The organism is Amycolatopsis roodepoortensis, from assembly GCF_014873915.1.
In the GTDB taxonomy this organism is placed as follows: Bacteria; Actinomycetota; Actinomycetes; order Mycobacteriales; family Pseudonocardiaceae; genus Amycolatopsis; species Amycolatopsis roodepoortensis.
The window spans coordinates 772,953-798,556 of record NZ_JADBEJ010000004.1 but is presented as its reverse complement, the minus strand read 5'-3'; the positions used below and the strand labels follow the sequence as shown (position 1 = coordinate 798,556).

Annotated in this window: 27 protein-coding genes; 13 read left to right on the top strand and 14 right to left on the bottom strand. The window is 69.8% G+C overall.

The window, feature by feature from the left end; all coding sequences use genetic code 11:
* Window positions 1–48 precede the first annotated feature (48 nt).
* The 6 genes from H4W30_RS14450 to H4W30_RS14425 all read left to right on the top strand — a co-directional run bounded on the left by H4W30_RS14450 (window position 49) and on the right by H4W30_RS14425 (window position 8,291).
* On the top strand, window positions 49–1,680 hold the full coding sequence (locus tag H4W30_RS14450) for a thiamine pyrophosphate-binding protein (RefSeq protein ID WP_192743303.1): 1,632 nt from the start codon (window positions 49–51) through the stop codon (window positions 1,678–1,680).
* Entirely contained in the window at window positions 1,677–3,737 is a 2,061-nt protein-coding gene (locus H4W30_RS14445) for a hydantoinase/oxoprolinase family protein (RefSeq protein WP_192743302.1), read from the top strand. Before H4W30_RS14450 ends, H4W30_RS14445 begins: the two co-directional genes overlap by 4 nt.
* Window positions 3,734–5,431 (top strand): hydantoinase B/oxoprolinase family protein, encoded by a 1,698-nt coding sequence (locus H4W30_RS14440; RefSeq protein ID WP_192743301.1) that lies wholly within the window; start codon window positions 3,734–3,736, stop codon window positions 5,429–5,431. Before H4W30_RS14445 ends, H4W30_RS14440 begins: the two co-directional genes overlap by 4 nt.
* Window positions 5,432–5,433: 2 nt before the next feature.
* Window positions 5,434–6,219, top strand: coding sequence for an SDR family NAD(P)-dependent oxidoreductase (locus H4W30_RS14435; protein WP_192743300.1), 786 nt, complete (start codon window positions 5,434–5,436; stop codon window positions 6,217–6,219).
* A 4-nt stretch (window positions 6,220–6,223) separates the two neighbouring features.
* The gene (locus tag H4W30_RS14430) at window positions 6,224–6,919 is read left to right on the top strand and encodes a GntR family transcriptional regulator (RefSeq protein ID WP_192743299.1); all 696 of its coding nucleotides are present in this window, start codon (window positions 6,224–6,226) and stop codon (window positions 6,917–6,919) included.
* A 100-nt stretch (window positions 6,920–7,019) separates the two neighbouring features.
* Window positions 7,020–8,291: an aminotransferase family protein gene (locus H4W30_RS14425; RefSeq protein ID WP_192743298.1), complete on the top strand. Its 1,272-nt coding sequence runs from the start codon at window positions 7,020–7,022 to the stop codon at window positions 8,289–8,291.
* Between the two features lie 6 nt (window positions 8,292–8,297).
* Here the strand turns inward: H4W30_RS14425 and H4W30_RS14420 are convergent, their stop codons facing one another.
* Entirely contained in the window at window positions 8,298–9,302 is a 1,005-nt protein-coding gene (locus H4W30_RS14420; protein WP_192743297.1) for a GlxA family transcriptional regulator, read from the bottom strand.
* 83 nt (window positions 9,303–9,385) lie between these two features.
* Here H4W30_RS14420 and H4W30_RS14415 point away from each other — a divergent pair, with 83 nt between their 5' ends.
* Both H4W30_RS14415 and H4W30_RS14410 read left to right on the top strand, forming a co-directional pair.
* Window positions 9,386–10,261 (top strand): NAD(P)-dependent oxidoreductase, encoded by an 876-nt coding sequence (locus H4W30_RS14415; RefSeq protein WP_192743296.1) that lies wholly within the window; start codon window positions 9,386–9,388, stop codon window positions 10,259–10,261.
* The gene (locus H4W30_RS14410; RefSeq protein WP_192743295.1) at window positions 10,258–10,746 is read left to right on the top strand and encodes a pyridoxamine 5'-phosphate oxidase family protein; all 489 of its coding nucleotides are present in this window, start codon (window positions 10,258–10,260) and stop codon (window positions 10,744–10,746) included. The genes H4W30_RS14415 and H4W30_RS14410 overlap by 4 nt, the downstream gene beginning before the upstream one ends.
* Window positions 10,747–10,899: 153 nt before the next feature.
* On the opposite strand, the gene H4W30_RS14405 is transcribed toward H4W30_RS14410, so the two are convergent.
* The 4 genes from H4W30_RS14405 to H4W30_RS14390 form a co-directional block, all read right to left on the bottom strand.
* Entirely contained in the window at window positions 10,900–11,322 is a 423-nt protein-coding gene (locus H4W30_RS14405) for a VOC family protein (protein WP_192743294.1), read from the bottom strand.
* Window positions 11,301–11,495, bottom strand: coding sequence for a hypothetical protein (locus H4W30_RS14400; RefSeq protein WP_020631236.1), 195 nt, complete (start codon window positions 11,493–11,495; stop codon window positions 11,301–11,303). The genes H4W30_RS14405 and H4W30_RS14400 overlap by 22 nt, the downstream gene beginning before the upstream one ends.
* Before the next feature lie 111 nt (window positions 11,496–11,606).
* On the bottom strand, window positions 11,607–12,101 hold the full coding sequence (locus tag H4W30_RS14395) for a GNAT family N-acetyltransferase (protein ID WP_192743293.1): 495 nt from the start codon (window positions 12,099–12,101) through the stop codon (window positions 11,607–11,609).
* Between the two features lie 41 nt (window positions 12,102–12,142).
* Window positions 12,143–12,922, bottom strand: coding sequence for an IclR family transcriptional regulator (locus H4W30_RS14390; RefSeq protein ID WP_192744102.1), 780 nt, complete (start codon window positions 12,920–12,922; stop codon window positions 12,143–12,145).
* Window positions 12,923–13,033: 111 nt separating this feature from the next.
* Between H4W30_RS14390 and H4W30_RS14385 the strand changes: the two genes are divergently transcribed.
* Complete coding sequence (locus tag H4W30_RS14385) at window positions 13,034–13,942, top strand: SDR family oxidoreductase (protein ID WP_192743292.1); 909 nt, start codon at window positions 13,034–13,036, stop codon at window positions 13,940–13,942.
* Here the strand turns inward: H4W30_RS14385 and H4W30_RS14380 are convergent.
* Entirely contained in the window at window positions 13,933–15,393 is a 1,461-nt protein-coding gene (locus H4W30_RS14380; protein WP_225949548.1) for a PH domain-containing protein, read from the bottom strand. The genes H4W30_RS14385 and H4W30_RS14380 overlap by 10 nt on opposite strands.
* A gap of 53 nt (window positions 15,394–15,446) precedes the next feature.
* A complete protein-coding gene (locus H4W30_RS14375) occupies window positions 15,447–15,944 on the bottom strand; it encodes a PH domain-containing protein (RefSeq protein ID WP_192743290.1) in 498 nt (165 codons plus the stop codon).
* A gap of 147 nt (window positions 15,945–16,091) precedes the next feature.
* Here H4W30_RS14375 and H4W30_RS14370 point away from each other — a divergent pair, with 147 nt between their 5' ends.
* Window positions 16,092–17,012 carry a proteasome assembly chaperone family protein gene (locus H4W30_RS14370; RefSeq protein ID WP_126735650.1) on the top strand — a complete coding sequence of 307 codons (921 nt, stop codon included), beginning with the start codon at window positions 16,092–16,094 and terminating at the stop codon, window positions 17,010–17,012.
* 78 nt (window positions 17,013–17,090) lie between these two features.
* On the opposite strand, the gene H4W30_RS14365 is transcribed toward H4W30_RS14370, so the two are convergent.
* Complete coding sequence (locus H4W30_RS14365; protein WP_192743289.1) at window positions 17,091–17,744, bottom strand: NAD(P)-dependent oxidoreductase; 654 nt, start codon at window positions 17,742–17,744, stop codon at window positions 17,091–17,093.
* Window positions 17,745–17,874: 130 nt separating this feature from the next.
* Between H4W30_RS14365 and H4W30_RS14360 the strand changes: the two genes are divergently transcribed.
* Window positions 17,875–18,699 (top strand): class I SAM-dependent methyltransferase, encoded by an 825-nt coding sequence (locus H4W30_RS14360; protein WP_225949329.1) that lies wholly within the window; start codon window positions 17,875–17,877, stop codon window positions 18,697–18,699.
* Here the strand turns inward: H4W30_RS14360 and H4W30_RS14355 are convergent.
* Both H4W30_RS14355 and H4W30_RS14350 read right to left on the bottom strand, forming a co-directional pair.
* The gene (locus H4W30_RS14355) at window positions 18,696–18,932 is read right to left on the bottom strand and encodes a YciI family protein (protein ID WP_192743288.1); all 237 of its coding nucleotides are present in this window, start codon (window positions 18,930–18,932) and stop codon (window positions 18,696–18,698) included. The two genes, H4W30_RS14360 and H4W30_RS14355, sit on opposite strands and share 4 nt — an antisense overlap.
* A gap of 100 nt (window positions 18,933–19,032) precedes the next feature.
* Window positions 19,033–19,467, bottom strand: a complete 435-nt coding sequence (locus tag H4W30_RS14350; RefSeq protein ID WP_126732862.1) for a MarR family winged helix-turn-helix transcriptional regulator — start codon at window positions 19,465–19,467, stop codon at window positions 19,033–19,035.
* Between the two features lie 110 nt (window positions 19,468–19,577).
* Here H4W30_RS14350 and H4W30_RS14345 point away from each other — a divergent pair, with 110 nt between their 5' ends.
* The gene (locus H4W30_RS14345) at window positions 19,578–20,255 is read left to right on the top strand and encodes a nitroreductase/quinone reductase family protein (protein WP_192743287.1); all 678 of its coding nucleotides are present in this window, start codon (window positions 19,578–19,580) and stop codon (window positions 20,253–20,255) included.
* A 96-nt stretch (window positions 20,256–20,351) separates the two neighbouring features.
* The gene (locus H4W30_RS14340) at window positions 20,352–21,209 is read left to right on the top strand and encodes a DUF11 domain-containing protein (RefSeq protein ID WP_192743286.1); all 858 of its coding nucleotides are present in this window, start codon (window positions 20,352–20,354) and stop codon (window positions 21,207–21,209) included.
* 33 nt (window positions 21,210–21,242) lie between these two features.
* On the opposite strand, the gene H4W30_RS14335 is transcribed toward H4W30_RS14340, so the two are convergent.
* From H4W30_RS14335 to H4W30_RS14320, 4 genes are all read right to left on the bottom strand, one after another.
* On the bottom strand, window positions 21,243–22,478 hold the full coding sequence (locus H4W30_RS14335; protein WP_192743285.1) for an RNA polymerase sigma factor: 1,236 nt from the start codon (window positions 22,476–22,478) through the stop codon (window positions 21,243–21,245).
* A complete protein-coding gene (locus tag H4W30_RS14330; protein ID WP_225949545.1) occupies window positions 22,479–22,874 on the bottom strand; it encodes a YciI family protein in 396 nt (131 codons plus the stop codon). It lies immediately after the preceding gene.
* Window positions 22,875–22,980: 106 nt separating this feature from the next.
* A complete protein-coding gene (locus H4W30_RS14325) occupies window positions 22,981–23,973 on the bottom strand; it encodes an isopenicillin N synthase family dioxygenase (protein WP_192743283.1) in 993 nt (330 codons plus the stop codon).
* A 31-nt stretch (window positions 23,974–24,004) separates the two neighbouring features.
* Window positions 24,005–25,582, bottom strand: a complete 1,578-nt coding sequence (locus H4W30_RS14320; protein ID WP_192743282.1) for a DHA2 family efflux MFS transporter permease subunit — start codon at window positions 25,580–25,582, stop codon at window positions 24,005–24,007.
* Window positions 25,583–25,604 lie beyond the last annotated feature (22 nt).

The window sequence follows — 25,604 nt, the reverse complement described above, 5'->3', positions numbered from 1 at the left end:
GCAGCGGTTGGTTGCTGGATCGTTGAACGATCTGGCACTATCGGCGGGGTGCCTGCACCCACCGGAGCCCAGCATCTCGCCGACGCGCTGACCGCTCTGGGGACCGAAGTCGTCTTCGGTCTCCCCGGGGTGCACAACCTGCCGTTATGGGAGGCGCTGGCCGATACGGACATCCGGCTGGTGGGGGTCCGGCACGAGCAGACGGCGGGATACGCGGCCGACGGTTACGCCCGCGCGACGGGCAAGCTCGGCGTCGCCCTGGTGACCACGGGACCCGGCGCGGCGAACACGCTCGCCGCCGTCGGTGAGGCCATGGCGTCGGCCGCGCCGGTGCTGATCATCGCGACCGACATCCCGTCCACGCTCCGGCGGCCGGGCGTGGTCCGCGGCGTGCTGCACGAGACGTCGGACCAGCAGGCGATGTTCGCGCCGGTCACCAAGGCCGGGTTCACCGTCACCAGCGCCGACCAGGTCGCCGCCACGCTCCATCGCGCGGCCCGGCTCGCGCTCCAGCCGCAGAGCGGGCCGGTGTACCTCGGCATCCCGACCGACTTCCTGTCCGAGCGGACGCCCGCGCGCCGTCCGCCGCGGTCGCACGCCCGGCCAGCCGAGATCCCGGATCTCACCGAGGCCGAGACCCTGCTCGCGGCCGCCGACCGGCCCCTGATCTGGGCGGGCGGGGGCGCCCTGCGCGCCGAGGCCGGAGAGGCGATCGGGAAACTCGCCGAACGGCTGGCCGCGCCGGTGCTCACCACGTTCGGCGCCCGCGGGCTGCTGCCGGTCGACCATCCCTGCCTCGCCCCGAATCCGGTGCACGCGCCCGAGGTCGGCGCCCTGTGGGACGAGGCCGACGTCGTCCTCGCGATCGGCACCGACTTCGACGGGCTGATGACGCAGAACTGGCTGATGCCGAAGCCGAAGAAGCTCATCGCGATCAACGTCGACCCGGACGACGCGGCCAAGAACTACCAGCCGGACATCACACTGGTCGGTGACGCCAGGGTGCTCGTCGAGGCGCTGAAGGTCGAGGAACGGCCGGGTATCGCGGCCCTCGTCGGCAGGCTCGCCAAGGTCTCCGCCCGGGTCCGGCAGCGGATCAAGGAGGAGGAACCGCAGGCCGCGGACCTTCTGTCCACTTTGGACGAGGTGCTGCCGGCCGACGCGGTCGTGGTCGCGGACATGTGCGTGGCCGGGTATTGGATCGGCGGGTTCCATCGTGTCCGCGCGCCGCGCAAGCTCGCGTACCCGATGGGCTGGGGCACGCTCGGTTACGGCTTTCCCGCCGCGCTCGGCGCGAGTGCCGCGGGCGCCGGCCGCGCGATCTGCGTCAGCGGTGACGGCGGTTTCCTGTTCGGCTGCGGTGATCTGCACACACTGGCGCAGGAACAGCTGCCGGTCACGGTGATCGTCGTCGACGACGGCGGCTACGGGATGCTCCGCTACGACCAGGATCGCGCGGGGCTGCCGCGCCGGGGTGTCGACTGGGACAGTCCCGATTTCGTCGGCCTGGCGAGGTCTTTCGGGGTGCACGCGGACCGGGTCTCCGGGTTCGGGCGCGCGTTCCGGCGGCTGCTCGGTGAATTCGTCGAGTCCGACGAGCCCAACGTGCTGGTCGTGCGCGCGAAGATGGCGCCGCCGCTCAACACCTCGCCGCGCTGGTACCGCAAGGAATCCTCGTGACCGGGCTCCGCGTCGGCGTGGACATCGGCGGCACCTTCACCGATCTCTGCGTGCTCGACGGGACCGGGGTCGTGGCCGTCGGCAAGGTGCTGACGACGCACGGCGAACCCGCCCGCGCGGTCGAGGAAGGTCTCAAGAGGACACTCGCCGACGCCGGGCTGGACGCGGGCGACGTCGAGCGGTTCGTGCACGGCACCACGCTGGTCACGAACGCGCTGATCGAACGCAAGGGGGCGCGCACGGCGCTGCTCGCGACCGCCGGTTTCCGCGACGTGCTGGAGATGCGGCGCGAGCACCGGTACGAACTGTACGACCTGCTCATCGAACTACCGACGCCGCTGGTGCCACGGCACCTGCGGTTCGACGTCCCCGAGCGGATCCTCGCCGACGGTACCGTCCACAAAGGACTGGACGAGGAGTACGTCGCGCGGCTCGGCCGGGAGCTCGACGCCAGGGGCATCGACGCGGTGGCGATCTGTTTCCTGCACGCCTTCACGAATCCCGCGCACGAAAGACGGGCCGCCGAGGTGCTGCGGGAGGTCGCACCCCGTCTGCGGGTCGCGCTCTCCAGCGAGGTCGTCCCCGAGATCCGCGAGTTCGAACGGATGTCGACCACGGTCGCGAACGTCTACGTCCAGGACCTCACCGAACGCTACCTGCGGGATCTGGAAAGGCGCCTGCACGAGGCCGGGGTGCGGCCGTCGCCGCACATCATGCTGTCCAACGGGGGTATCGCGACGGTGGACACCGCCGCGCGCTACCCGATCCGCATCCTCGAATCCGGCCCGGCGGGCGGGGCGCTGGCCGCTTCCGCGATCGGTGCCGCGGCCGGTGTCGATGATCTGCTGGCCTTCGACATGGGTGGCACGACGGCGAAACTGTGCCTGATCTCCGATGGCGCGCCGCTGGTGACGCACGAGTTCGAAGTGGACCGGAAGTACCGGCTGCTGCCGGGTTCCGGGCTGCCGGTCAAGGTTCCGGTCACGGACATGATCGAGATCGGGGTCGGTGGCGGCTCGATCGCGCGGATCGACGCGCTCGGCCTGCTCACCGTCGGCCCGGATTCGGCGGGGTCCGAGCCCGGGCCGGTCTGTTACGGACGAGGCGGTGCCGAGCCGACCGTGACGGACGCCGACCTCGTGCTCGGTTACCTGGACCCGGGATATTTCCTCGGCGGCGGAATGACCTTGGATCTCGAAAGCGCGCGCGAGGCCATCCGCTCGAAAATCGCCGGGCCGCTCGGTGTCAGCGTCGAAGAGGCCGCCTGGGGCATCCACACCAGCGTCAACGAGGACATGGCGAACGCGGCGCGCGTCCACGCCGTCGAGCGCGGCAAGGATCCGGCGAAGCTGCCGATGTTCACTTTCGGTGGCGCCGGTCCGGTGCACGGCGTCGGGGTGGCGCGGGCGCTCGGCGCGCCCGAGGTGGTCGCGCCGCCCGCCGCCGGAGTGCTCAGCGCGGCGGGATTCCTCACCGCGCCACTGGCTTTCGACTTCGTGCGTTCGGCACGTTCCGCGGTACTGGACCTTTCCTGGGATCAGGTCGACGCGCGGTTCGCCGAGATGGAGGCCGAGGGCGCGGAGCTCCTGGAGAAGTCCGGTGTGGACGGTTCGGACGTGACGCATCGCCGGATCGCCGAGATGCGGTATTCCGGGCAGGGCTACGAGATCCGCGTGCCGGTCGGACGGGGGAACTGGCCGGAGTCGCTGATCGACGCGTTCACCGAGACCTATCGGACGCTGTACCGGCGGACCGGGCCGGACGTGGCGATCGAGGTGCTGAACTGGCGCGTCGTCTCCAGTGGTCCCGCGCCCGAGGTCACGCTGAAACTCGCGGGCGCCGAGGCCGAGGGCGACGCGCGCAAGGGGAGCCGTCCCGCGTACTTCCCCGGCGAAGGTGGATTTGTCGACACGGCGGTGTTCGACAGGTACTGCCTTAGGCCGGGTGATCACGTCGAGGGGCCGGCCATCGTGGAGGAACGTGAGTCCACTGTGGTCGTTCCGCCGGGTGCGCGCTGTGTTGTCGGTGAGGACGCCAGTCTGGTGGTGACGGTATGAGCGTGGACCCGATCCTGGTGGGGGTGCTGGGAAACCGGCTGCACTCCATCCTGGCCGAACAGCAGAACGCGCTCGTGGACACGGCTTTCTCGTCCGTGGTGCGGGAATCACTCGACCTCGCCTGCGCGGTGTTCGACTCCCGCGGCGAGATGATCGGCCAGTCCGTCGGCGGGACACCGGGCCACATCAACGCGATGGCGACCGGGATGCGGCATTTCGTCGCCGCGTACCCGCCGGAGACGCTGGAACCCGGCGACGTCCTGCTCTCCAACGACCCGTGGCAGACGGCCGGGCAGATCAACGACATCACCGTCGCGACGCCGGTGTTCCTGCGGGGACGCCTGGTCGCGTGGTTCGCCTCCTGTTGCCACGCCCCGGACATCGGCGGGCGGCTGGTCTCCGCCGAGGCCAACGAGGTCTTCGAAGAGGGACTGCGTCTGCCGATCATGAAATTCCTCCGCGCGGGCGAGGTCAACGCGGATCTCGAACTGCTGATCCGCGCCAACGTCCGCACTCCCGAGGAGACCATCGGCGATCTGTACGCCCAGGTCACCGGCAACGAGGTCGGCGCGGCGGGCCTGGTGCGGCTGCTGAAGGAATTCGGGCTCGATTCCCTGGACGACGTCGCCGCGGAGATCATGAACCGCTCCGAGCGGGCGCTGCGGGACGCGCTGGCGAAACTGCCGGACGGCACCTACACCAGCGAGCTGGCGACCGACGGATTCGACGACGAAGAGATCGTCCTCAAGGTCGCCGTGACCCTCGACGGCGAGGACATCCACCTCGATTTCGCGGGATCGTCGCCGCAGAGCCGCCGCGGGATCAACGTCGTCCTGAACTACACCCGGGCGTACGCGTCGTTCGCGATCAAGGCGGCGATCTCGCCGGAGGTGCCGCACAACGCGGGCTCGTTCCGGCCGGTGCACGTCACCGCGCCGGAGGGCTCGGTGCTCAACTGCACGCCGCCCGCGCCGGTCGCGTCCCGGCACCTGATCGGGCACTTCCTGCCTTCGCTGCTGATCACGGCCCTGCCGGGTAACGCCATGGCGCACAGCGCGGACGCATTGTGGATGACGATCTGGCGTGGCGCCGACGCCGAGGGCCGCGAGTTCATGCTCAACGTCTTCCAGACCGGCGGGATCGGCGCGCGATCCACAAAGGATGGTCTCAGCACCACCGGATTCCCGAGCGGGCTGCGGTCCACACCGACGGAGGTCATCGAGACGATGGCGCCGCTGATCCAACGCGAACGCGTGCTGCGCACGGATTCCGGCGGCGCCGGAAAGTGGCGCGGCGGCCTCGGTCAGTGCACCACCATGGCCGCCCGCGGTGACATCTCCTGGAGTGTCAACGGGAACGTCGACCGGGTGCGTCGGCCCGCGTCCGGTGTGGACTCGGGACACGACGGCGCGGTGGGCCGGTTCGAGCTGACCCGTGGCCCATTGCCGTCGAAGAGCCGGGTGAACCTACGACCCGACGACGTGGTGAACGTGATCCTGCCGGGCGGCGGCGGGCACGGCGACCCCCGCGAGCGCGATCCGGAGGCCGTGCTCGCCGACGTCGTCGACGGGTACGTCTCGGTGGAAGCGGCGCGTGCACTGTACGGCGTCGAAGTCACCTATCACGGGGATCCCGAGGCGCTGGTGCGCCTTCCGGAGGACTACACGGCGGTTTCGCTGAGAGGGAGGAAATGAGCATGGGCCGGCTGGCAGGCAAGGTCGCGGTGGTCTTCGGGGGCGCGAGGGGTATCGGCCTCGCCACCGTGAAGGAGTTCGTCGCCGAGGGTGCGACCGTGTTCTCCAGTGACATCCGCGAACCCGCGGAATCCGTCGAAGGTGCCCGTCACTCCCTTGTGGACGCCACCGACGAGGGCCAGGTCGACGAGTTCGTGCGCGCTGTGGTCGCCGAAACCGGGCGGATCGACGTACTGTTCAACAACGTCGGCATCCACCTAGGGAAACCGCTGGTGGACACCACACTGGCGGAGTTCGACGACATCTTCGCGCTGAACGTGCGCGCGGCCTTCCTCGGCACGCGAGCGGTGCTGCCGCACATGATCGCGAACAAGGCGGGCAGCATCGTCACGACGTCGTCGAACGGCGGGGTGATGGGCCGCCCCGGCGACCCGGTGTACAACGCCACCAAGCACGCGCTGGTCGGCCTGACGAAGTCGATCGCGGTCGCGCACGCGCACCAGGGGATCCGCGCGAACACGGTCAACCCGGGCGCGATCGACACGGACATGTTGCGCGGCACCCTCGCTTCGCCGGAGGACTTCGAAGCGAAGCAACACCAGTTGACCGCGAGCACGCCGGCGGCGCGGGTCGGCGAGGCGTGGGAGGTCGCGAAGGCCGTCGTCTTCCTGGCGAGCGACGAGTCGCGCTTCGTGAACGGGGTCGCGCTTCCCATCGACGGCGCCAAGGCCGCCGGTGCCATGCCGGGCAACCGGTACAGCCTCGACTTCAAACTCGGTGTCAGGTAGCGCCATGTCCACATCCGCCGCCGAGGAGACGCTGGCCCGCGACAGACCCCTGCTCGAACGGAGCGGGACCGCGGAACGGGTCGCCGAGATCCTGCGCCAGCGCATCACCGAAGGCGTGTTCCCGCCCGGGTCGAGGCTCTCGGAACCGTCGATCAGCGCCGCGCTGGGCGTCTCACGCAACACCCTGCGCGAATCCTTCCAGCTGCTGGCGCACGAACGGCTCGCGGTGCACGAACTCAACCGCGGCGTGTTCGTTCGCGAACTGACCGCGCAGGACATCTCGGATCTCTACGTGATGCGGCGGGTCACCGAATGCGGTGCGCTGCGGCGCGCGGCCGAGCTGTCCACTGTGGACCTTTCGGCGGTCGCGGCGGCGGTCCGGGAGGGCCGTGGCGCGGCCGACGAAGGCGACTGGCAGGCCGTCGGGACGGCGAGTATCGCGTTCCACCAGGGGTTGGGGGATCTGGCAGGCAGCGAGCGGGTCAGTACGACGATGCGCCAGGTGCTGGCGGAGACGCGGCTCTTCTTCGTGCTGGCGGAGAACACGCGCGCCTTTTTCGAGCCGTTCCTGGAGCGGCACGAGCGGATCCTGCGGGATCTGGAGCGAGGGCGGTTCGGGCCCGCTGAGACGGCGCTGGAGAAGTATCTGCGGGATGCGGAGAAGCAGCTTCTGGCGGCTTACGAACGCCGGCCGGGCTGACAGACCGGACAAGTCCGCGGCGCGAACTGTGCACGATGGAGTGTTCGCGTTCCGGCCGGATCCGGGTGAGGATGGGGGCACGAGCACGAGGAGGAAGATCATGGTTTCGTCGGCGTCCGCGCGCAATCCGCTGTGGCACCCCTTCGCGGACATGGGAGCGGTCGACGGCGACCGGCTCGTCATCACCCGCGGCGAGGGTTCCTACGTCTGGGACGACGAGGGCAAGCGGTACTTCGACGCGACGGCGTCGCTCTGGTACGCGAACTTCGGGCACGGGCGCGAGGAGATCGCGGAGGCCGTCGCCGACCAGCTGCGGACGCTCGACTCGTACAACCTGTTCGGCTACAACGCCAACGAGCCCGCGCTGAAGCTCGCCGAGCGCGTCTCCGCGCTGGCACCCGAACCGGGCTCGAAGGTGTTCTTCGGGTCGGGCGGCGGCGACGTCATCGACACCGCGGTCAAGATCGCCCGTTCGTATTTCGCGCACACCGGGCGCCCGGAGAAGGTGCATGTCATCGGCCGGGTGCAGGGTTACCACGGCACGCACGGCTTCGGCACGGCCGTCGGCGGCATCGCGGCCAACGCGGCGGGCTTCGGTCCGCTGCCGGGCGACATCTCGCACGTCCCCTACGACAGCGCCGAAGCGCTCGAAGCCGAGATCCTGCGGGTCGGGCCGGAGCGGGTCGCGGCGTTCTTCTGCGAACCGGTGATCGGCGCGGGCGGCGTCCTCCTTCCCCCGGACGGGTACATCGAGACGGTCGCCGGGATCTGCCGCAAGCACGGCGTGCTGTTCGTCGCGGACTGCGTGATCGCCGCGTTCGGGCGGCTGGGCACCTGGTTCGGGATCGACCGGTGGGCGGTGAAACCGGACATGATCACGACCGCGAAGGGCATCACCGGTGGCACGATCCCGCTGGGCGCGCTGATCGTCGCGCCGAGGGTGGCCGAGCCGTTCTTCACCGGCTCGCCCGGTGCGCCGGTGCTGCGGCACGGCGCGACCTACGCCGGGCATCCGGTCGCCTGCGCCGCGGGGAACGCGACGCTCGACATCTACGAGCGTGACGGGCTGATCCCGCGCGGGCGGGAACTGGAGAAACCGCTGGCGGACGCGCTTTCCGGACTCGCTTCGCATCCGTTGGTGGCCGACGTCCGGGCCGGGCTCGGCTTCCTCGGCGCGGTCGAGCTGAAGGCCGAAGTCGTCGAGGCGAACCCCGGCGCGGCGAACCGGTTGCAGCGGCTGGCACGGGACGAAGGCGTCCTCGTGCGGAACCTCGCCAAGGGGATCGCGGTCTCGCCGCCGTTGATCGCGGGCGAGGCCGAGCTCGACCTGCTCGCGACCGCGTTGCCGCGTGCGCTGGACAAGCTCGCATAGACGTCGTCATCCCGCGGCGGCGGCCACCGGTGGCTGCCGCGGGAACGCGTTCCGGTAGGCGCCGGGCGAGACGCCGACCTGTTTGAGGAAGTGGTGGCGCAGGTTGTTCGCGGTGCCGAGACCGCTGAGCTCCGCGATCCGCTCCACCGGCAGGTCGGTCGATTCCAGCAGGCTCTGCGCCTGGGAAAGCCGCTGGGTCAGCAGCCATTGGAGCGGTGTCGTGCCGGTCGCCTGCTGGAGGCGCCGGTAGAAGGTCCGGCGGCTCATCATGGCGCGCCGGGCGAGATCTTCGATCGTCAACGGCCGGTCGAGATGGGCCCTCGCCCAGTCGAGCACCGGTGCCAGCCCCTGATCGTCGGTGGCGGGAACGGAAAGATCGATGAACTGGGCCTGTCCTCCCGGCCGGTGCGCGGGCACGACCATCCGGCGTGCCAGCTGGTTGGCCACGTGCGCCCCGAGATCGCGCCGGACCAGATGCAGGCACAGGTCGAGGCCGGCGGTCATCCCGGCGCTGGTGAGCACGTCGCCGTCGTCCACGTAGAGCACGGAGTCGTCGACTTCGACCGCGGGGAACCGCTCGGCCAGCGCCGCGGTGTGCATCCAGTGCGACGTCGCCCGACGGCCGTCGAGCAGCCCGGCCTCGGCGAGCGCGAAGGCGCCGGAGCACAGCGAGACCATCCGCGCGCCCGCGTCGTGGGCGCGCCTCAACGCGCTGATCAGCTCGGGGGAGACCGGCGCGCCGTCGCTGAGGACCTCGTCCGGTACCGACGACACGATGACCGTGTCGGCGCCGACGATGTCGTCGAGCCGGTACGGGGTGCGCAGCGCGAACCCGGGGGCCGCCGCCTCGGAGCGGTCGCCGGTTCCGCACAGCCGCAGGTCGTACCAGGGATCGGCGAGATCGGGCTGGGGCATCCCGAAAACGGTGGCGGGGATGCTCACCTCGTACAGGTCCCAGAAGGCGATCCCGATCTCGTCGGGGACGACCAGGGCGACCGAACCAGCGCTCATGGGGACAGCCTATGGCACGAATTTGGTGCTTCCGGTCATCAGTGTCACTGGCAGCGGGAAGCGCGCGCCACGAGGCTGGTCACATGAGTACGACACCTGACCGAGTCGCCGTGATCGGCCTCGGCAACCTGGGCCACGCGCTGGCTGAAACCTTTTTGCGCCAAGGGATTCCCACGACCGTTTGGAACCGTGACGCCGCCAAGGCGGACGCGCTCGTCGCCGCCGGCGCGACGGCGGCGGCCACGGCCGCGGAGGCGATCGCGTCGAGTGACCTCGTGCTCGTCGCGCTGCTCGACGCCACCGTCGCCCGGCAGGTCTTGACGACGGCGGGTGATGCCGTCGCCGGGCGCGCGCTGGTCAACGTCACCTCCGGCGGACCGGAGGACGCACGTGAGCTGGCGACTTGGGCGGCCGAGCACGGCGCGCGGTACCTGCACGGAGCCGTCTACGCGGTGCCGCAGACGATCGGCACCGCCGGATCGTCGATCAGCTACAGCGGTGCCGAGGACGTTCACCGGCGCTGGCAGCCGAAGCTGGATCTGCTGGGTAAAGGCACTTTCCTCGGCGCCGACGCCGGTCTCGCGTCGGGCTACGACGTCGCCATCCTGGCCGGGATGTACGGCATGATCGGCGGTTTCCTGCACGCCACGGCGATGGCCTCGGCGGCAGGCGTGCGCGCCACCGAGCTGACGCCGATGCTGCTGTCCTGGCTGGCGGATTCCTTCCCGGCGCTGACCACCTTCGCCGAGGAGATCGACCGCGGCGGATACACCGGAGGCGAGTCCAGCCTGGCGATGAACCAGGCGGGGCTGAGCACGATCATCCGCGCCAGCCGGGCGCTGGACGTCCCGCCGGACACGCTGCTCCCGATCAAGGACCTGATCGACCGGCAGATCGCGGCCGGACACGGCGCGGCCAGCCTGTCGCGCGCCGTCGAATCCTTCAGGAGCGCCGCATGAGCACGACGACCCGGGACTTCGGTGAGCTGGAAGCCGAGTTCAACAGCTACGTCGGAGCCATCAACTACGCCACGATGGTGACCGTCGACGCCCAGAACCGCCCGCGAACCCGGGTGCTCATCCCGGTTTGGGAAAAGGTCGACGGCCGTCCGCTCGGCTGGCTGGCCACCTTTCGGACCCCGGTGAAGGCGGCCCATCTCGAAGGCAACCCGCATACCAATTTCTCTTACTGGGCACCGGGGAACAACTCGGTGGCGATCGACGCGGTGGCCGTCTGGGACAACGAGCCTTCGGTCAAGGAGCATGTTTGGGACCTGTACCGCAAGACCAGCCCGCGCGGCGCCGGCTACCCGCTCGGCAATTTCTGGCAGGCGCCGTCCGACCCGCGGCTGCATGTGCTGCGCCTGACGCCGTGGCGGATCCAGGTGATCCGCGGTGCCGACCTGCGCAGCCGGATCTGGCGGAACCCGGAGCACCGGAAGTGATGGACCTCGTGAGTGGTAAGGACGGTTCTAACCGTCCTTACCACTCACGAGGCTTGACGCGCACGAGGGCCGCGCGCTCGGTCATGAAGGGCACAGCCGACGGGACCAGGTCCCTTCATGACACCCCCAGTGGCGGGCCCTCGCAGGCCCGCCTCAGGAGAGGCAGAGTTCGTTGCCTTCCGGGTCTGCGATCGTGATCCACTCGGCGGGCCCTTGCTTACCGCGGTGCAGGAATGTCGCGCCGCGCGCGGTCAGCCGCTCGAGCTCGGCCTCGATCCTGCCCGCCCCCATCCGGATGTCGAGGTGGAGCCGGTTCTTGACCGTCTTCCCCTCGGGCACCAGCTGGAAGAGGAACCGCTGCCCGGTCTCCGGATGGACGATCGCCGCGCCGTCCTTCCACACCAGTACACCGTTGTGCGTGGTCGTCGCTTCTTCGGCGGCGTAGCCCTCGGCGATCATCTCGCGGATGAACTCCTCGTTGCTCTCCTCGACCCGCCACCCGAGCATCTCGGCCCACCAGTCCGCGAGGGCGTGCGGACGGGCGGAATCCACCGTCACCTGGAAGTCATACGCCATACCGGCACATTAACGACCCGCCCCGACAATTCCGGGCGGTCGTGCCCGCTGACCACGGTGAACCGCCATTTGTCGACCCCGCCGCCGATGATCTCGGCGTAGCGCCGGGCGCCGTCCGCGTTGGCGAAGCGCACCTGCTGCCCATTGGTGAGATGGGTGATCTTGACGGCCATCCGTGCCTCCCTGAAGTCCGGTGCCGGCCCGCGGAGCTTCCCCCTCCGGGGCCGGCGCCGACAGTAGAACACATGTTCGATGCCCGTCGCCAATCCGACCCCCCGGGCGGGTCATCTCCGCATGGTCACCCGCGGCCACGCGTCCAGGCCGCGGGCGATCTCATGGTCCCGGACGGCTCGCAGGCCGTCTGTGAGGCTCTGCTCGTCGAGCGTCACGAAGCCGAGCCGGGCGTAGTACGGCGCGTTCCACGGCACTTCGGCGTACGTCGTCAGCGTCAGCCCGGCGAGCCCTTCGTGCGAAGCCCACTCCGCGGCGTGCTCGATCAGCCGTCGCCCGAGGCCCCGGCGCGCGTGATCCGGATGGACGGACACCTGCTCGACATGGCCGTGGTCGTCGACGATCTCGGCGAGCAGGTACGCCACCGGTCCGTCGCCCGCGTCCCACACCCAGGCCCGGTCCGCGCGCTGGAAGGCCGTGAGGTCCGCGATCGACGGCGGGTCGTCGTCGGCGATCGCGGCCATGCCGAGCGCGCGGAACGGTTCGCCGGCGGCGCGTTCGATGTCCTGGAGTGCGGGCAGGTCGTCGGGGGTGGCGAGTCGGATCACGGTTCGAGTTCTACCCCGCCGCGGCGCGTGGGGCGCGTGAATTAGAGGGCGAACGACGAAACGGCGCGGTGGATCCGGCTCGCGTACGACTGGAGCGCGACGATGGCGGCCCGCTTCGCGTCGTCACCGATCCGGGTGGCGGGGGCGGCCAGCGTCAGCACCGCGGGCCGGTGCCCGGTGCTCGGGATCGGCACGGAACACGACCAGACGCCGTCATCCAGCTCGCCCCAGCTGACCGCGAACCGGTTCGCCCCGGCGCGTTTGACCTCTTCCCGCACACTCGGGCCGCGGCGCTGGACGATCGACGAAAGACGCCTTTCGCGTTCGCCCTCCGGCAGCATCGCGAGCAGCATCTTGCCCGACGCGCCGGTGCCGAGCGGGACGGAATGCCCCGGCTGGAAGGTGAAACGCATCGCGCGTTCGCATTCGACCCGGTCCGCGCAGACCGCGGATTCACCGAAATGCTGGAACAGCAGCACCGTCTCGCCGAGATCGCGGGCCGCCTCCTCCATCGCCGGACGGGCCAGCCTGGCGAGGTTGTTGGCCAGTTGCGCGGCCCGCGCGAGCGGCATCACTTGGCTCGTCACGTGATAGCGCCCCGTCCTGCCCTCCTCAAGGAGCTGGAGTTCCTTCAGCAGCGCGACATAGCGATAGGTCGTGGCGACCGGGGTGCCGATCCTCGCCGCGAGTTCGGCGACGCTCGCGTCCCAGCGGCGTTCGGAAAAGGAGAGCAGCAGCTGCAGTACTTTGCGCGAGCTGCTGGCGCCGGGGGTGCGTTTCGGCGGGGCGGTGGGGTTCAGGGATCGTGCGGCAGGCGTCATCTCGACCTCTCGCCGGAGAATCACGAAGAGTCAAGAAACTAGCACATTGTGTGAATTGCGGACCAGGGTCTTTGGTCAACGAACAAGCGGACTTCTTGCTAGGTTCGGCCCATGGGAAAGCCATTGGCCGGCAAGATCGCGTTGGTCGCCGGGGCCACTCGCGGGGCAGGGCGGGGAATAGCGGTCCAGCTGGGCGCGGCCGGCGCGACCGTTTACGTGACCGGTCGCAGTACCGGTTCCCGGCGATCGGAAATGAACCGCCCGGAGACGATCGAGGAGACGGCGGCGCTCGTCGACGAGGCGGGCGGGCGCGGGATCGCGATCGCCGTGGACCATTTGGCGGCGGACGAGGTCCGCGAACTGGTGGAACGGATCGACGCCGAACAGGGTGCGTTGCACGTGCTGGTCAACGACATCTACGGGGCGCCCATCGAATGGGGCAAATCGGTCTGGGAGTCCACTTTGGACGTCGGGCTGCGGACGCTGCGGCTCGCGATCGACACCCACGCCATCACCAGCCATTTCGCGCTGCCGCTCATGATCAGGAATCCGGGCGCGCTGGTCGTCGAGGTCAACGACGGCACCGCCGCGTACAACTCGGAGAACTACCGGGTTTCGTTCTTCTACGATCTCGCCAAGACCGCGGTGAACCGGATGGCGTTCGCGCTCGGGCACGAATTGGCACCGCATGGCGGTACCGCGGTCGCCGTCACGCCGGGCTGGTTGCGTTCCGAAGCGATGCTCGACGCTTATCGGGTGACCGAAGAGAATTGGCGGGACGCGACGAAGGTGCAGCCGCATTTCGCCATTTCTGAAAGCCCGGCGTTCGTCGGCAGGGCGGTCGCGGCACTGGCCGGTGACGCGGAAGTCGCCCGCTGGAACGGGAAATCGGTGTCCAGCGGCGAATTGGCGAAGGAATACGGATTCACCGACCTCGACGGCAGCCGTCCCGATTGCTGGCGCTATCTCGTCGAGGTCCAGGATCCCGGCCTGCCCGCGGACGTCACCGGCTACCGCTGAACCTCCCGGCGCAGGAACGGCGTGAGGAGACCTGGCGCCGCCTGCTCCGCCATTGCCAGCCCGGCCGATTCGCCGACGTCGACCACCCGATAGCCGCCCTTGCCCGCCGCGATCGGGGCCGTCACGGTGATCAATCCGGCGCGGCGCTGGAAGAACGAGCGGCTGACGACGACGCCAGTGAGGCCCTCGCGCCGGATCGCCACCGTCGTCCGTGCCAGTGAACCCGACCGGCTGACCAGGTACCGCCCGACGATCGCGTGGCCGAGGTTGCGGTAGCGGTCCCAGCCGACCAGCGCGGCGAGCGGGACCAGGCCGAGCGCGACCTGCCACATCCACGACGGCAGGAAATCGATCCACGCCAGGCCGAAGAGGGCGGCCGCCAGGATCAGCACACCGCCGGCCGCGCGGGTGAGCCGCCTGGTCAGCGCCCGCCGGGGATGCCGGTTCAGCGGGACGGTGGCCGGGTCGAAGTTCTCCCGCAGCACTTCGGCCGCGACCTCGTGGACCCGGCCGACGGGCGCGGGCGGCAGGAGCAGCCCGCCGCCCTTGTCCCCGCCTTTGCCCTCGCGCAGCCCGCCCACGATCGCGGTGAGCCGCGCCCCGCCCGCGATCCGCAGCGGCAGCGGATCCTTCACCTCGACGCCTCGAAGCCGTTCTTCTTCGATGGACACCGACCGTGTGGTGATCAGGCCGCGCCGGACGTGCAGCGTGCCTTCCGTCTCCCGGGTGAGCTTGAAGTTCCAGAACGACAGCACGTAGCCGCCGACGGAAAGCAGGGAGACGACCACGAGCAGGGCGACCGCCGCGACGACCACGATCAGCCACACCGCCGTGTCCGCCAGATCGTCCATCAGATCCCGCAGCGGGCCGACGTTCTCCGGGGCGATGTCCAGCTGGTGCGCGAAATGCCAGACCGCGGCGAAGATCGCGCCCACCACGGCGAGCCCGGACAGCGTGAACGGCGCGTATCGCACCCACCTGCGGTCGACCTCCGCCACGACCTGCTCGGGCGGCGGGGCCTCGGCTTCGGTGGTGATCTCCTTGCGGTGCAAGAGAACCGTGCGCAGCCGGTCGGCCTCGGTCCGGCTGACGGCGTCGAGCACCAGCTGGTCGCCGTTCGCGCCCTGGGCGGGCGAATGCCGTCCGGTGCCGATGCGCACGGCGCTGAGGGAGAACAGGCGGTGCTTGGGCTCCGAGGTGACGTCGACCGTGCGCACCCGGTCCAGCGGGATCGCGCGATGCTTGCGCAGCAACAGGCCCGTGGTCCATTCGACCTGACCGTCGGCGATGCGGTACCGCGAAGTGAGCACGTGCGAGACGCCGACGAACACGGTCAGCGCGGTGACGCCGAGCCCGAACCACTCCCAGCCGTTGCCCCGGCCGAGGATCACCGTCCCGATCAGCACCGGCAGCGATTTCACGACGTCGAGCACGGGGCGGATCAGCAGCATGCGGCGGTCGAGCCGGTGCCACTGGCCGCCGGCGTCCGGGAGTGTCTCGGTGCTCACGTCGCGTCACCGGGGGTGGCCTGAGTGGTCTTCGTGAGCTCCGCGGCGAGCTTCAGCGCTTCGGTGTGGTCGAGACCGGCGATCTTGACCGGGCCCGCGGCCGACGCCGTCGTGACGGTGATCTTCGCAAGCCGGAACAGCTGCTCGACCGGGTCGCGTTCGATGTCGACGGTCTGGATCCGCGAGATCGGCGCGATCCGCCAGTCCTGGCTGAGCCAGCCCTCCTGGGTGTACACGGCCTCGGCGGTGACCTCCCAGCGGTGGATCCGGTAGCGCCACTGCGGCATGACCAGCAGATGCAGCGGCGCGATCACGCAGGAGATCGCCAAGGTCACCGTGAGCCACGTCGGCGCGTCGTCGCTCGTGAGGACGAACACCGTCTGCGCCGCGATGAGGATCACCCAGCCGACCGCGGCCCACACCGTCCAGTAGCCGATGGCGCGCCTGCTCACCCGATTGGCGGGCGGGCGCAGGCCGAGCGTCTCTTCTGTCACCCCTCCACCCTGCACCACGTCCGTGCGGACCGCCCACGACGGCTGTCACGGACCGATAGGATCCAAGCCACCGTCGGCGGAATGGATACCCCCTATCGGGGCGTTGGTACCGGTGGACGGTCGTACGCACGAAACCTGGAGGATCTGGTGGCGCTGGACCCGGAAGACCTGTACGAGGTGGACTCGGACGTCCCTGACCTCGGCGGGGCCGTGCTCCTGCACTACTTCGACGGATTCATGGACGCGGGTTCGGCGGGCAAGCTCGTCGCCGAGCAGCTCCTGAACTCCTCCGAGCACCGGGTGATCGCGCGGTTCGACGTCGACCGCCTCATCGACTACCGCTCGCGCCGCCCGGCGATGACCTACTCCATCGACCACTGGGAGGCCTACGACGCCCCCGAACTGGTCGTCCACCTGCTGCACGACGCCGACGGCGTGCCGTTCCTGCTGCTCACCGGGCCGGAACCGGATCACGACTGGGAGCGGTTCTGCGCCGCCGTGCGCGGGCTGGTCGAACGCTGGGACGTCCGGCTCACCACCGGTTTCCACGGCATCCCGATGGGTGCGCCGCACACCCGGCCGCTCGGCGTGACCGCGCACGCGACGCGGAACGAACTCGTCGGCGAGCACCGTCCGCTGCCCAACCGGATGCAGGTGCCGGGCAGTATCGCCGGGCTGCTGGAGTTCCGTCTCGGGGAGTGGGGGCACGACGCGTCCGGGTTCGCGGCGCACGTGCCGCACTACCTGGCGGACTCGACGTACCCGAGCGCCGCGCTGAACCTGCTCGGCGCCGTCGCCGCGGCGACCGGGCTGAACCTGCCGGACGGTGACCTGCGTGAGGCTTCGCACGAGGCGGAGGCCGAGATCGCCCGCCAGGTCGCCGGATCGGAGAAGGTCGCCGACGTCGTGCGCGCGCTGGAGCAGCAGTACGACACGTTCATGGAGGCGTCGGGCAAGGAGAGCCTGCTCGCGGAGTCGGTCGAGCACATGCCGACCGCCGAGGAACTGGGCAAAGAGTTCGAGCGGTTCCTGGCCGAGCAGAACGGCGGCGACGCCCCAGAGCGCTGAGGCACTGTCCAGCGGTAGCGCGTGAAGGCCCCCTTCCCTCGGCTCAGCCGAGGGAAGGGGGCCTTCACGCGCATCGTGTCAGTGGTCGATCGCGACCATGACCCGGGAATGCTTCGGCCGCTCGATCTCGTCGACCAGCGCGACCGCGAGATCCGCGTAGGAGAACGGCCCCGCGTCCGCCGCGCGCGGCAGCACCCGGTGGTCACCGCTGCGGTACTCGCCCGTGCGCCCGGCGTGCTCGTCGAGCATCACCGGCGGCGGCGCGACGACCACCCAGTCGAGTCCGTCGCCGGACGCACGGAAGACCTCCAGTTCCGCCGTGTGCCCGAGCGAGAACTCGCGGTGCTCGGGCGGCCAGCCCGGCTGGTCGTGGAAAGCGACGCCCGGGGCGATCTCCAGCGCCGACCCGACGCCGACGACGACCAGTCTCGCGACACCGGCCCGGCCGAGGCCGTCGATCAGCGCGTGCGCGGCGGCCGGGTAGTACTCGCGTGACGGGAGATCCGCGCGGTAGATGGAACTGATCGCGGCGTCGTGCCCGGCGGCGGCCTTCGCGACGTCGTCCGCGACGGTGACGTCGGCGGCGGTCAAGGTGACGTTGTCCCCGGCGAGATCCTTGTGGCGGCCGGGATCCCGCACCGCGGCGGTGACCCGGTGCCCGCGGCTCACGGCTTCGGCGACGGCCCGGCGCCCGCCGCGTCCGCCCGCCCCGAAGATGACGATCCTGCTCATCGTGCTCCCCTTTTTCCGTGCTGGGTAAGTGATCACGATGCTAGGAGCGGACCCCTCGGTTACCGCAACGAAACCGACCCCGCACGTTCCGGCCCCGTTCACCCGGATGGCGCTGGTGTATCGTCCCGGGATGCGTCACCTGGTACCCCATTCAGCCCTGAAAACCCTGGGCCGGTCGGCCCGTGGCACGCTCGGCCGGGGCCTGCACCGGCTCGCCCGCCGATTCCATGATCCTTATACGGAGGAATTGCAACAGGTCGTCGCGGAACTGCGCGAAGAGATCGTCCGGCAGGGGGATCGCTGTTTCGATCGGATCGTCGAGTTCGAAATCCGGAGCCGTCGCGACATCATCTACGCGGGCGACCAGGACGCGGCCAAGGACAGCAATCGTTTCGCCCGTGAGCAGCTGACCGGGACCAAGCATTTCGCGAATCCGGAAGAGACGCTCGCGTACGCGCTTTCCCTTGCCCCGTCCGGAGGAATGGCCCTCGAATTCGGCGTCGCGACCGGGAACACACTGGGCGCGATCGCCAGGGCCCGCGGTGGTGCCGAGACCTACGGATTCGACTGGTTCCAGGGGTTGCCGGAGAACTGGCTCAACGGGATGCCCGCCGGTTCGTTCGCGCGCGACGACCTGCCGGACGTCCCCGGCGCCGAACTCGTCGTCGGTCTTTTCGCGGACACGCTTCCCGGTTTTCTCGAGCGGCACGAAGGCGTCGTCGACTTCCTTCACGTGGACGGCGATCTGTACAGCTCCGCGAAAACCGTGCTCGATCTGGTCGGCCCGCGGCTGCGGTCCGGCAGCATCGTGCATTTCGACGAGTTCTTCAACTATCCCGGCTGGCAGCGGCACGAGTACAAGGCGTGGCTGGAGTACGTCGAACGCACCGGCGTCGAATTCGAATACGTGGCCTACACCTACACCGACAACCAGGTCACCGTCCGGATCAGCTAGAGCAGTCCGCGGACCTCGATCGTGCCGATCGCGGCCCACGGGCGGCTCTTCGCCGCCTCGACGGCCTGTTCACGGCTGTCGCGTTCGAGGATGTTGATCCCGCCGATCTGTTCCTTCGTCTCGGCGAACGGACCGTCCGTGAGCAGTGTCTCGCCGCCGCGGACGCGGACGGTCGTCGCCGAGGCGGGCGGGTGCAGCCCCATCCCGTCGACACGCAGGCCGCGCCGCGTCATCTTCCTCGCCCCAGGCGCGGCAGGGGTTCGGTGATGTCGGTGGCGACCGCCGGATCGCCGGCGGTCCCGCAGAGCATGAGCAGGTAGCGCACCGCTACTCCTAGTCGGTCAGTCCGTCTTCGTAGGCGCGCAGGGTATCGATGAACAGGCGCCGTTCGGCCGGGGTCAACGGCGTGAGCGCCTTCTGCCAGGCTCGGGCGCCCTGCGCGAGCCAGCCGTCGATCGCGGGCCGCATCCGCTCGGCGATCGCGACGATCCGCCGCCGCCGGTCCGCCTCGTCCTCGCGCCGGTCGAGCACGTCCTTCTTGGTCAGTTCGCCGACCATCAGGCTCACCGTGGTCGGGGCGACCTCGAGCCGTTCGGCCAGTTCGTTCACCGTCATGGGCCCGTCGAAGAGCAGGTACGACAACAGGGACAGGTGACGCGGAGCCAGTGACAGCGACTGGAGCTCTTCGGGGATCTTGATCCGCTTCGCGCGCCCGACCATCCGCGGCATGAGCAGCAGCAAAGCCCGCACGGCGTCGTCGACTTCCATGTCCTCGGTTGACACCGGCCACCCTCCTGGATACCTTTGCAAGCAAAGAGGCTTTGCTTGCAAAGCAAAACAGCTTTCACGATGATGCTACCTGGGGAGTACCGGTGCTGATGACCACCGCGGACGCCGAAACGGGGCGTCCCCGCACCACTCGTGTCGACTGCCGCCCGTCCGGAAGCCGGTATCTGGTGTTCGCGCCCGACGACGATTCGGCTTGGTATCGCGACCTTCTGGTTAGTCCACAAGCGACACTCGAAATCGACGGCGTGCCGCATGCCGCGCGCGCCGTGCCGCTCGAAGGCGGGGAACCGGGTTTCGCGCTGCATCTCTTGGAGGTCGACGCCGCCCGCGGCCGGGCGATCGCCGATCAGCTGCTCGTCCACCACGGGGAGCTCCGCAAGACGCTGGCGGCGGCGCGGGCCGAACTCGACGGCGCGCCCGCCGCGCGCCGGACGGAGCTGCGGGGCGAACTGCTCGGCCATTGCGTGACCTTCTGCAACGACCTGCGCATGCACCATCTCCGCGAGGACGGCGCGTTCACCGCGATCGAGAAGGCCCATCCCGGGCTCGCGCCGGCATTGAAGCGGCTGCGCCAGGAGCACGAATCCGTGTCCCGCGCACTGTGCGATCTCGATCGGCTGCTGCAGGGCAAGGGGGAAATCGACCGCGCCGCGCTGCGCGACGAGTTCGAGCGTGTCGTGAAGGGGCTCGAAGAGCACTTCGCCTACGAGGAGGCGAATCTGCTCCCCGCGCTTCGCGGTGAGGACCAGGTTGCTCCGAGCGGGTGAAAGCGGCGGGCCGGGCGGCGGAAAGCGCCGGTAACGAATACCCGTCGTCCGGCGACTGATCGTTGTCCGCACCGACGTCCGGGATTGTGAGAACCGATGAAGCTTCGAAGAGCCACACTTCTGTCGCTCGTGGTCGCGGCCGCCACCATCACGCTCGTGTCACCGGCGCCCGCCTTCGCCGAAACTCCCACCAGTTCGGTGGTGGTCGGCCCGACCACTGTCCAGCGTGGACAGACGTTCACCGTCGAGCACTCGCTGTACAACGCGCTCACGGACGCGGCCATCGAGGGCGGGGCGGCGACGCTCTACACCGCCGAGACCCCGCTCACGGGGATCGCCGATGTCGTCTCGTGCCCGGGCGCGCTCAGTTGCAGCTCGCACGTCGTGAGCATCCGCGGCGGGGTCGGGGACGTGGCTCCCGGCGACAGCCGCAAGGTGACCTTCACCCTGCGGGTCAAGGACGACGCCCCGCTCGGCCCGGTGACCCTGCGGCATCAGTTCCTTGGTGAGAACTACAGTTTCGAGACTTTCGACGGCCCCGTCCTGACCGTCACCGGCGGCACGACCGCGGCCGACCTCGGGGTCACGCTGACCGCGTCCCCGCGCGGGCTCCTGACGTCGTCGATCGATTACACGGTCAAGGTGACGAACGCCGGCCCGGCCGCGGCGTCCGGGATCCGGGTGGCGTCGGCCCTCGGAAACGGGCTGCGCTTCACCGGCTCGGCAGCCTGCTCGAACCCGGGCGGCACGAAGGTCGTCAACTGTGACTTCCCGTCGCTCGCGTCCGGAGCCAGCGCCACGGCCAAGTTCTCGGTGGCGACCGGGCTGCTGACCGTCGGGCCGGTCAAGACGACCGCGAAGATCACGCAGAGTTCCGTCGCCGACCCGAACGCGGCCAACGACACCGCGTCGTCGACCTGCACGGCGATCACCGGGCTCCTGGTCAGCTGCTAGTGGCTGCGCGCCTCGTGAGTGGTAAGGACGGTTCTAACCGTCCTTACCACTCACGAGGCGTTCGGCCCGGGCGTGCAGATAGCGCTGCTGCGGCAGGCTCGTGGCCCGCCGTGCCGCGTCCACATAGGACTCGACGGCTTCGGCGGTGTCCCCGGCCATCTCCAGCAGATGCGCGCGGGCGGCGTGGAACCGGTGGTCACCAGCGATCCGATCGCCGAGCTTTTCCAACGCCGCCAAGCCTTCCCGCGGCCCTTGGGCCATCCCGACGGCGACGGCGTGGTTCAGCATCACCACCGGATTGTCGGATAGCCGCAGTAGTAGTTCGTACAGCGCTTCGATCTGCGGCCAGTCGGTCTTTTCGGCGCTCGGCGCCTCGTCGTGCAGCGCGGCGATGGCCGCCTGGATCTGGTACTGCCCGGTCGGCCCGTGCGGCAGCGCTTCGGACAGCAGCGCGATGCCCTCGGTGACGTACTCGGTGTTCCACCGGCCCCGGTCCTGTTCGGACATCGGGATCGGCGCGCCGTCCGGCCCCGTCCTCGCCGGACGGCGCGCGTCGGTGAGCAGCATCAGCGCGAGCAACCCGGTGACCTCGCTGTCGTCCGGCAGCAGCCGGTGGACGATCCTGGTCAGCCGGATGGCTTCGGCGGAAAGGTCGCTCCGCACGAGATCGGGGCCGGACGTGCTCGCGTATCCCTCGGTGAAGATCAGGTACAGCACGTGGAGGACCGCGTCGAGCCGTCCCGCTTCCGGCGGCTTGCCGAACGGGACGCCGCTCGCCTTGATGGCGGCCTTCGCGCGGCTGATCCGCCGGGTCATCGTCGCTTCGGGGACCAGGAACGCGCGGGCGATCTCCGCTGTGGTGAGCCCGCCGACCGCCCGCAGGGTCAGCGCGATCTGCGACGCGGGCGACAGGGACGGATGGCAGCACAGGAAGAGCAGGACGAGCGTGTCGTCGGAGTCGGCGGCACGCCGGTCCGCGGCGGGGGCGAGGTGTTCCTCCGGCAAGGTCCGCTGGACGACGTTGTCCTCGCGACGGCGTCGCGCCTGCTCGGCGCGGAGCAGGTCGGTCAGCCGCCGTGAGGCGACCGTGATGAGCCACGCGCGCGGATTTTCTGGCCGTCCTTCGGCGGGCCACTGCGTCGCGGCTGCGAGCAGCGCCTCCTGCGTCGCGTCCTCCGCCAGGTCGAAGTGACCGTAGCGGCGGACGACGGCGCCGAGGACCTGCGGCGACAGCTCGCGCAGCAGGTCTTCGACGCCGGTGTCCCGCACCTAGAGCTCCAATTCTTCGAAGCTGTCGGCGCACGGCCGGATGTCGACGTACCAGTCGCGGCCGAGGTCGCTGCCTTCCGGATGCGGGGTGTTCGCCAGCTGGGCCGCGATCTCGGTCGCGCGGTCGTAGCTCGCGCAGTCGACGGTCGTGTACCCGACCAGGACCTCCTGCGTCTCGGCATACGGTCCGTCCGTCACCACAAGGGAGCCGTCGCGCAGGGAGATGCGGCGGGCGTGCGCCGGCTGGGAGAGGCCCTGCGCGTCGACGAACTCGCCCGATTCGACCAGGTCGTTGTTCCACTTGCTCATGAACTCGTGCAGAGCCTTGACCTCGTCGCTGCTCCAGGCCCCGGCGATGTCGGTGAGGTCCTTCTGCGACCCGAACATCATGATCATGTACTTCACGGTTCTCTCCTCTCGGCGGGGCACCGCTCCGGTGCCTTCTGCCGGGGACGTCGGAGCCGCCGGACAGGACCGGACATGGTCCGCCGAAGATTCTTCCTCAGCCGCGATCGGCCGCGGTGTTCATCGCGTCGGCGGGTTCCAGGGTCCGCCCGCCGGTGATCTTGGCGTAGAGGTGCTCGCCGCCGAGGACCGGCGGATACTTCGGCGGGTTTTCGACGGAATGGCAGGTCGGGAGGCATTCGAACCGCGCGTCGTGGTCGCCGTCGAAGAAGAACGCCACGCTCCGCCGCCGTGACGGCCCCGGCCCGGACGGCGGCACGACCCGGTGCAGGGTGGAGCGCCAGCGGTCGTTGGTCCACTGCGCGGTGAGGTCGCCGAGGTTCACCACCAGCGCGTCCTCGGCGGGGACGACGTCGTGCCAGGCGCCGTCGGGCCCGTGGATCTGCAGGCCGGGGACCGGGTCGGCGTAGAGGACGGTGACGATGCCGTAGTCGGTGTGCGCGCCGAGCCGCATCTGGCCCGGCAAGGGCTCGGGCGCTCCGGCGCGGCGCTCGAAGTGATTCACCCGCAAGGTGCGTGTCGGGTGCCGCGTGTACGCGCCGAGGTAGCCCTCGGGCAGCTCCAGAGCCTTCTCGAAGATCTCCAGCAGCACTCGCGCGACCCGGTGCGCTTCGTCGGCGTACGCGGTGAGCGCGGGACGCAGGTTCTCCGGCAGCTCGGGCCAGATGTTGGGGGCGAAGAAGCCGTAGGGGTCTTCGCCATCGATGTGCTCAGCGCCGATGACGAACGATTCCGACAGGTCGGGCGGCGTCTTCTCGCCGAGGCTGTACGCCAGCCCTTCGGTGCCTTCGGCCGCGTACCCACGATCCGAGGCGCGGTCGGCCGGCGCGGATTGCAGCTTCTCCTCGACGGGGAGCGCGAAGAAGGCGGCGGTCGCTTCGCACATGTCGTCGATCGTCGCCCGGGGGATGCCGTGCCCGACGACCTGCAGGAACCCGACGCCCCGCAGGGCCTCGTCGACGGCGTTCGCGAGCCGCGTGCGGTCGCCTTCGTGCCAGGTGCTCAGGTCGACCGTCGGTACGAGAGTCATACAGCGACGGTAGCCAGGTCCGCGCCGGTGATCACCGGGTCGCGGTCATCCGTTCGGGCGATCCGCGCTGCCCGATCGGCCCGCGCAGGTTCACCGCGCACACCAGACCGATGATCAGCGCGCCGACGGGAAGCAGGAAAGCGGCCTTGACCGCGTCCGTGAGCGCGGCGCCGGTGACCTGGGCGACCAGTTCCCTGGCCTGGGCGGGCAGATCCGCGGCGACGTCGGGAACACCGCCGAACTCGCCCGCCGCGACCACCGAACCGGCCTCTCCGGTGAATCCGCCGACGAAACGCTGCCGGAGCTCGGCGGGCAACGCGGCCGCCGCCTCGTTCGCCCGGGCCACCATCGAGGCACTGGTCCGCGCCTCCACCAGGACACCGACGGCCGCGCCGCCGAGCACCCCGCCGACCTGGCGCGCGGTGTTGAAGATGCCCGACGCGCTGCCGACCAGCGAACGCTCGACGGAGTTGAGGGTCACGTTGTTCATCGGGGAGAAGGTGAACCCGACCCCGAGGCCGCAGAGCAGCAGCCCGGGGAGCAGGGCCTGCGGCGAACTCGCCGGGATGATCACCAGCGAGACGAGGCACAGGCCGCCGCTCAACGAGAGCATCCCGAAAGCCAGCAGGTACTTGGGATTCACCCGGTCCGAGAGCCTGCCCGCGAACGGCGCGACGCCGCCGGACACCAAGGCGAGCGGCGCGATGAGCAGCCCGGCGTCGGCCGGGGACAGGCCCAGTACCGACTGGATGTAGATGACGAACACCAGGAGCATGCTGGTCATCGTGAAACCGACCGTCACCGCGGACGCCGCACCCAGTGAGAAGTCACGGTGGCGGAATATCCGTAACGGCAGCAACGGCTCCCGGCGGTTGGCCCGCTGCCACAGGACGAAACCGGCCAAGAGCAGCACCCCGGCCCCGATGATCTCGAACGCCGTGCCCCAGCCGTAGGTCTGTCCATTTTGGATACCGAAGACGACGCAGACGAGACCGGCGCCGAAGAGCAGGATGCCGGGAACGTCGAAGCGGTGCGAATTCCCCGGCCGCCAGTCGGGGACGAGGATGACGGTGAGCGCCAGCGCGATCAGCCCGACCGGGACGTTCGCGAAGAAGATCCATTCCCAGCCGAGCCGGTCGACGAGCACCCCGCCCAGTACCGGGCCGGCGATCATGGCGAGGCCCGCGACGCTGCCCCAGGCCCCCATCGCCGGGCCGCGTTCGTCCGGTGGGAACAGATGCGTGATGAAGGCCGTGGTCTGCGGGGTCATCAGCGCGGCACCGAAACCCTGCACCGCGCGGGCGGCGATCAGCGTCTCCACGTCGCCGGCGAGCCCGCACCAGAGCGACGCCGCGGTGAACACGAGCAGTCCGGCGACGAAGACGCGTTTCGGCCCGAACCGGTCGCCCAGCCTGCTGGCCGGCAGGATCGGGACGGCGTAGGCGAGCAGGTACACGCTGGTCACCCAGATCACCGCGGTCAGCTCGGTGCCGAGTTCGCGCACCATCGACGGCACCGCGATGTTCACGATGCTGATGTCGAGCATGACCATGAAGAAACCCAGGCACAGTGCGAAAAGCGCGGGCCAGGGCCGGGTTCGCTTCGCCATCCGTCCTCCTGTTCCGGCGCTG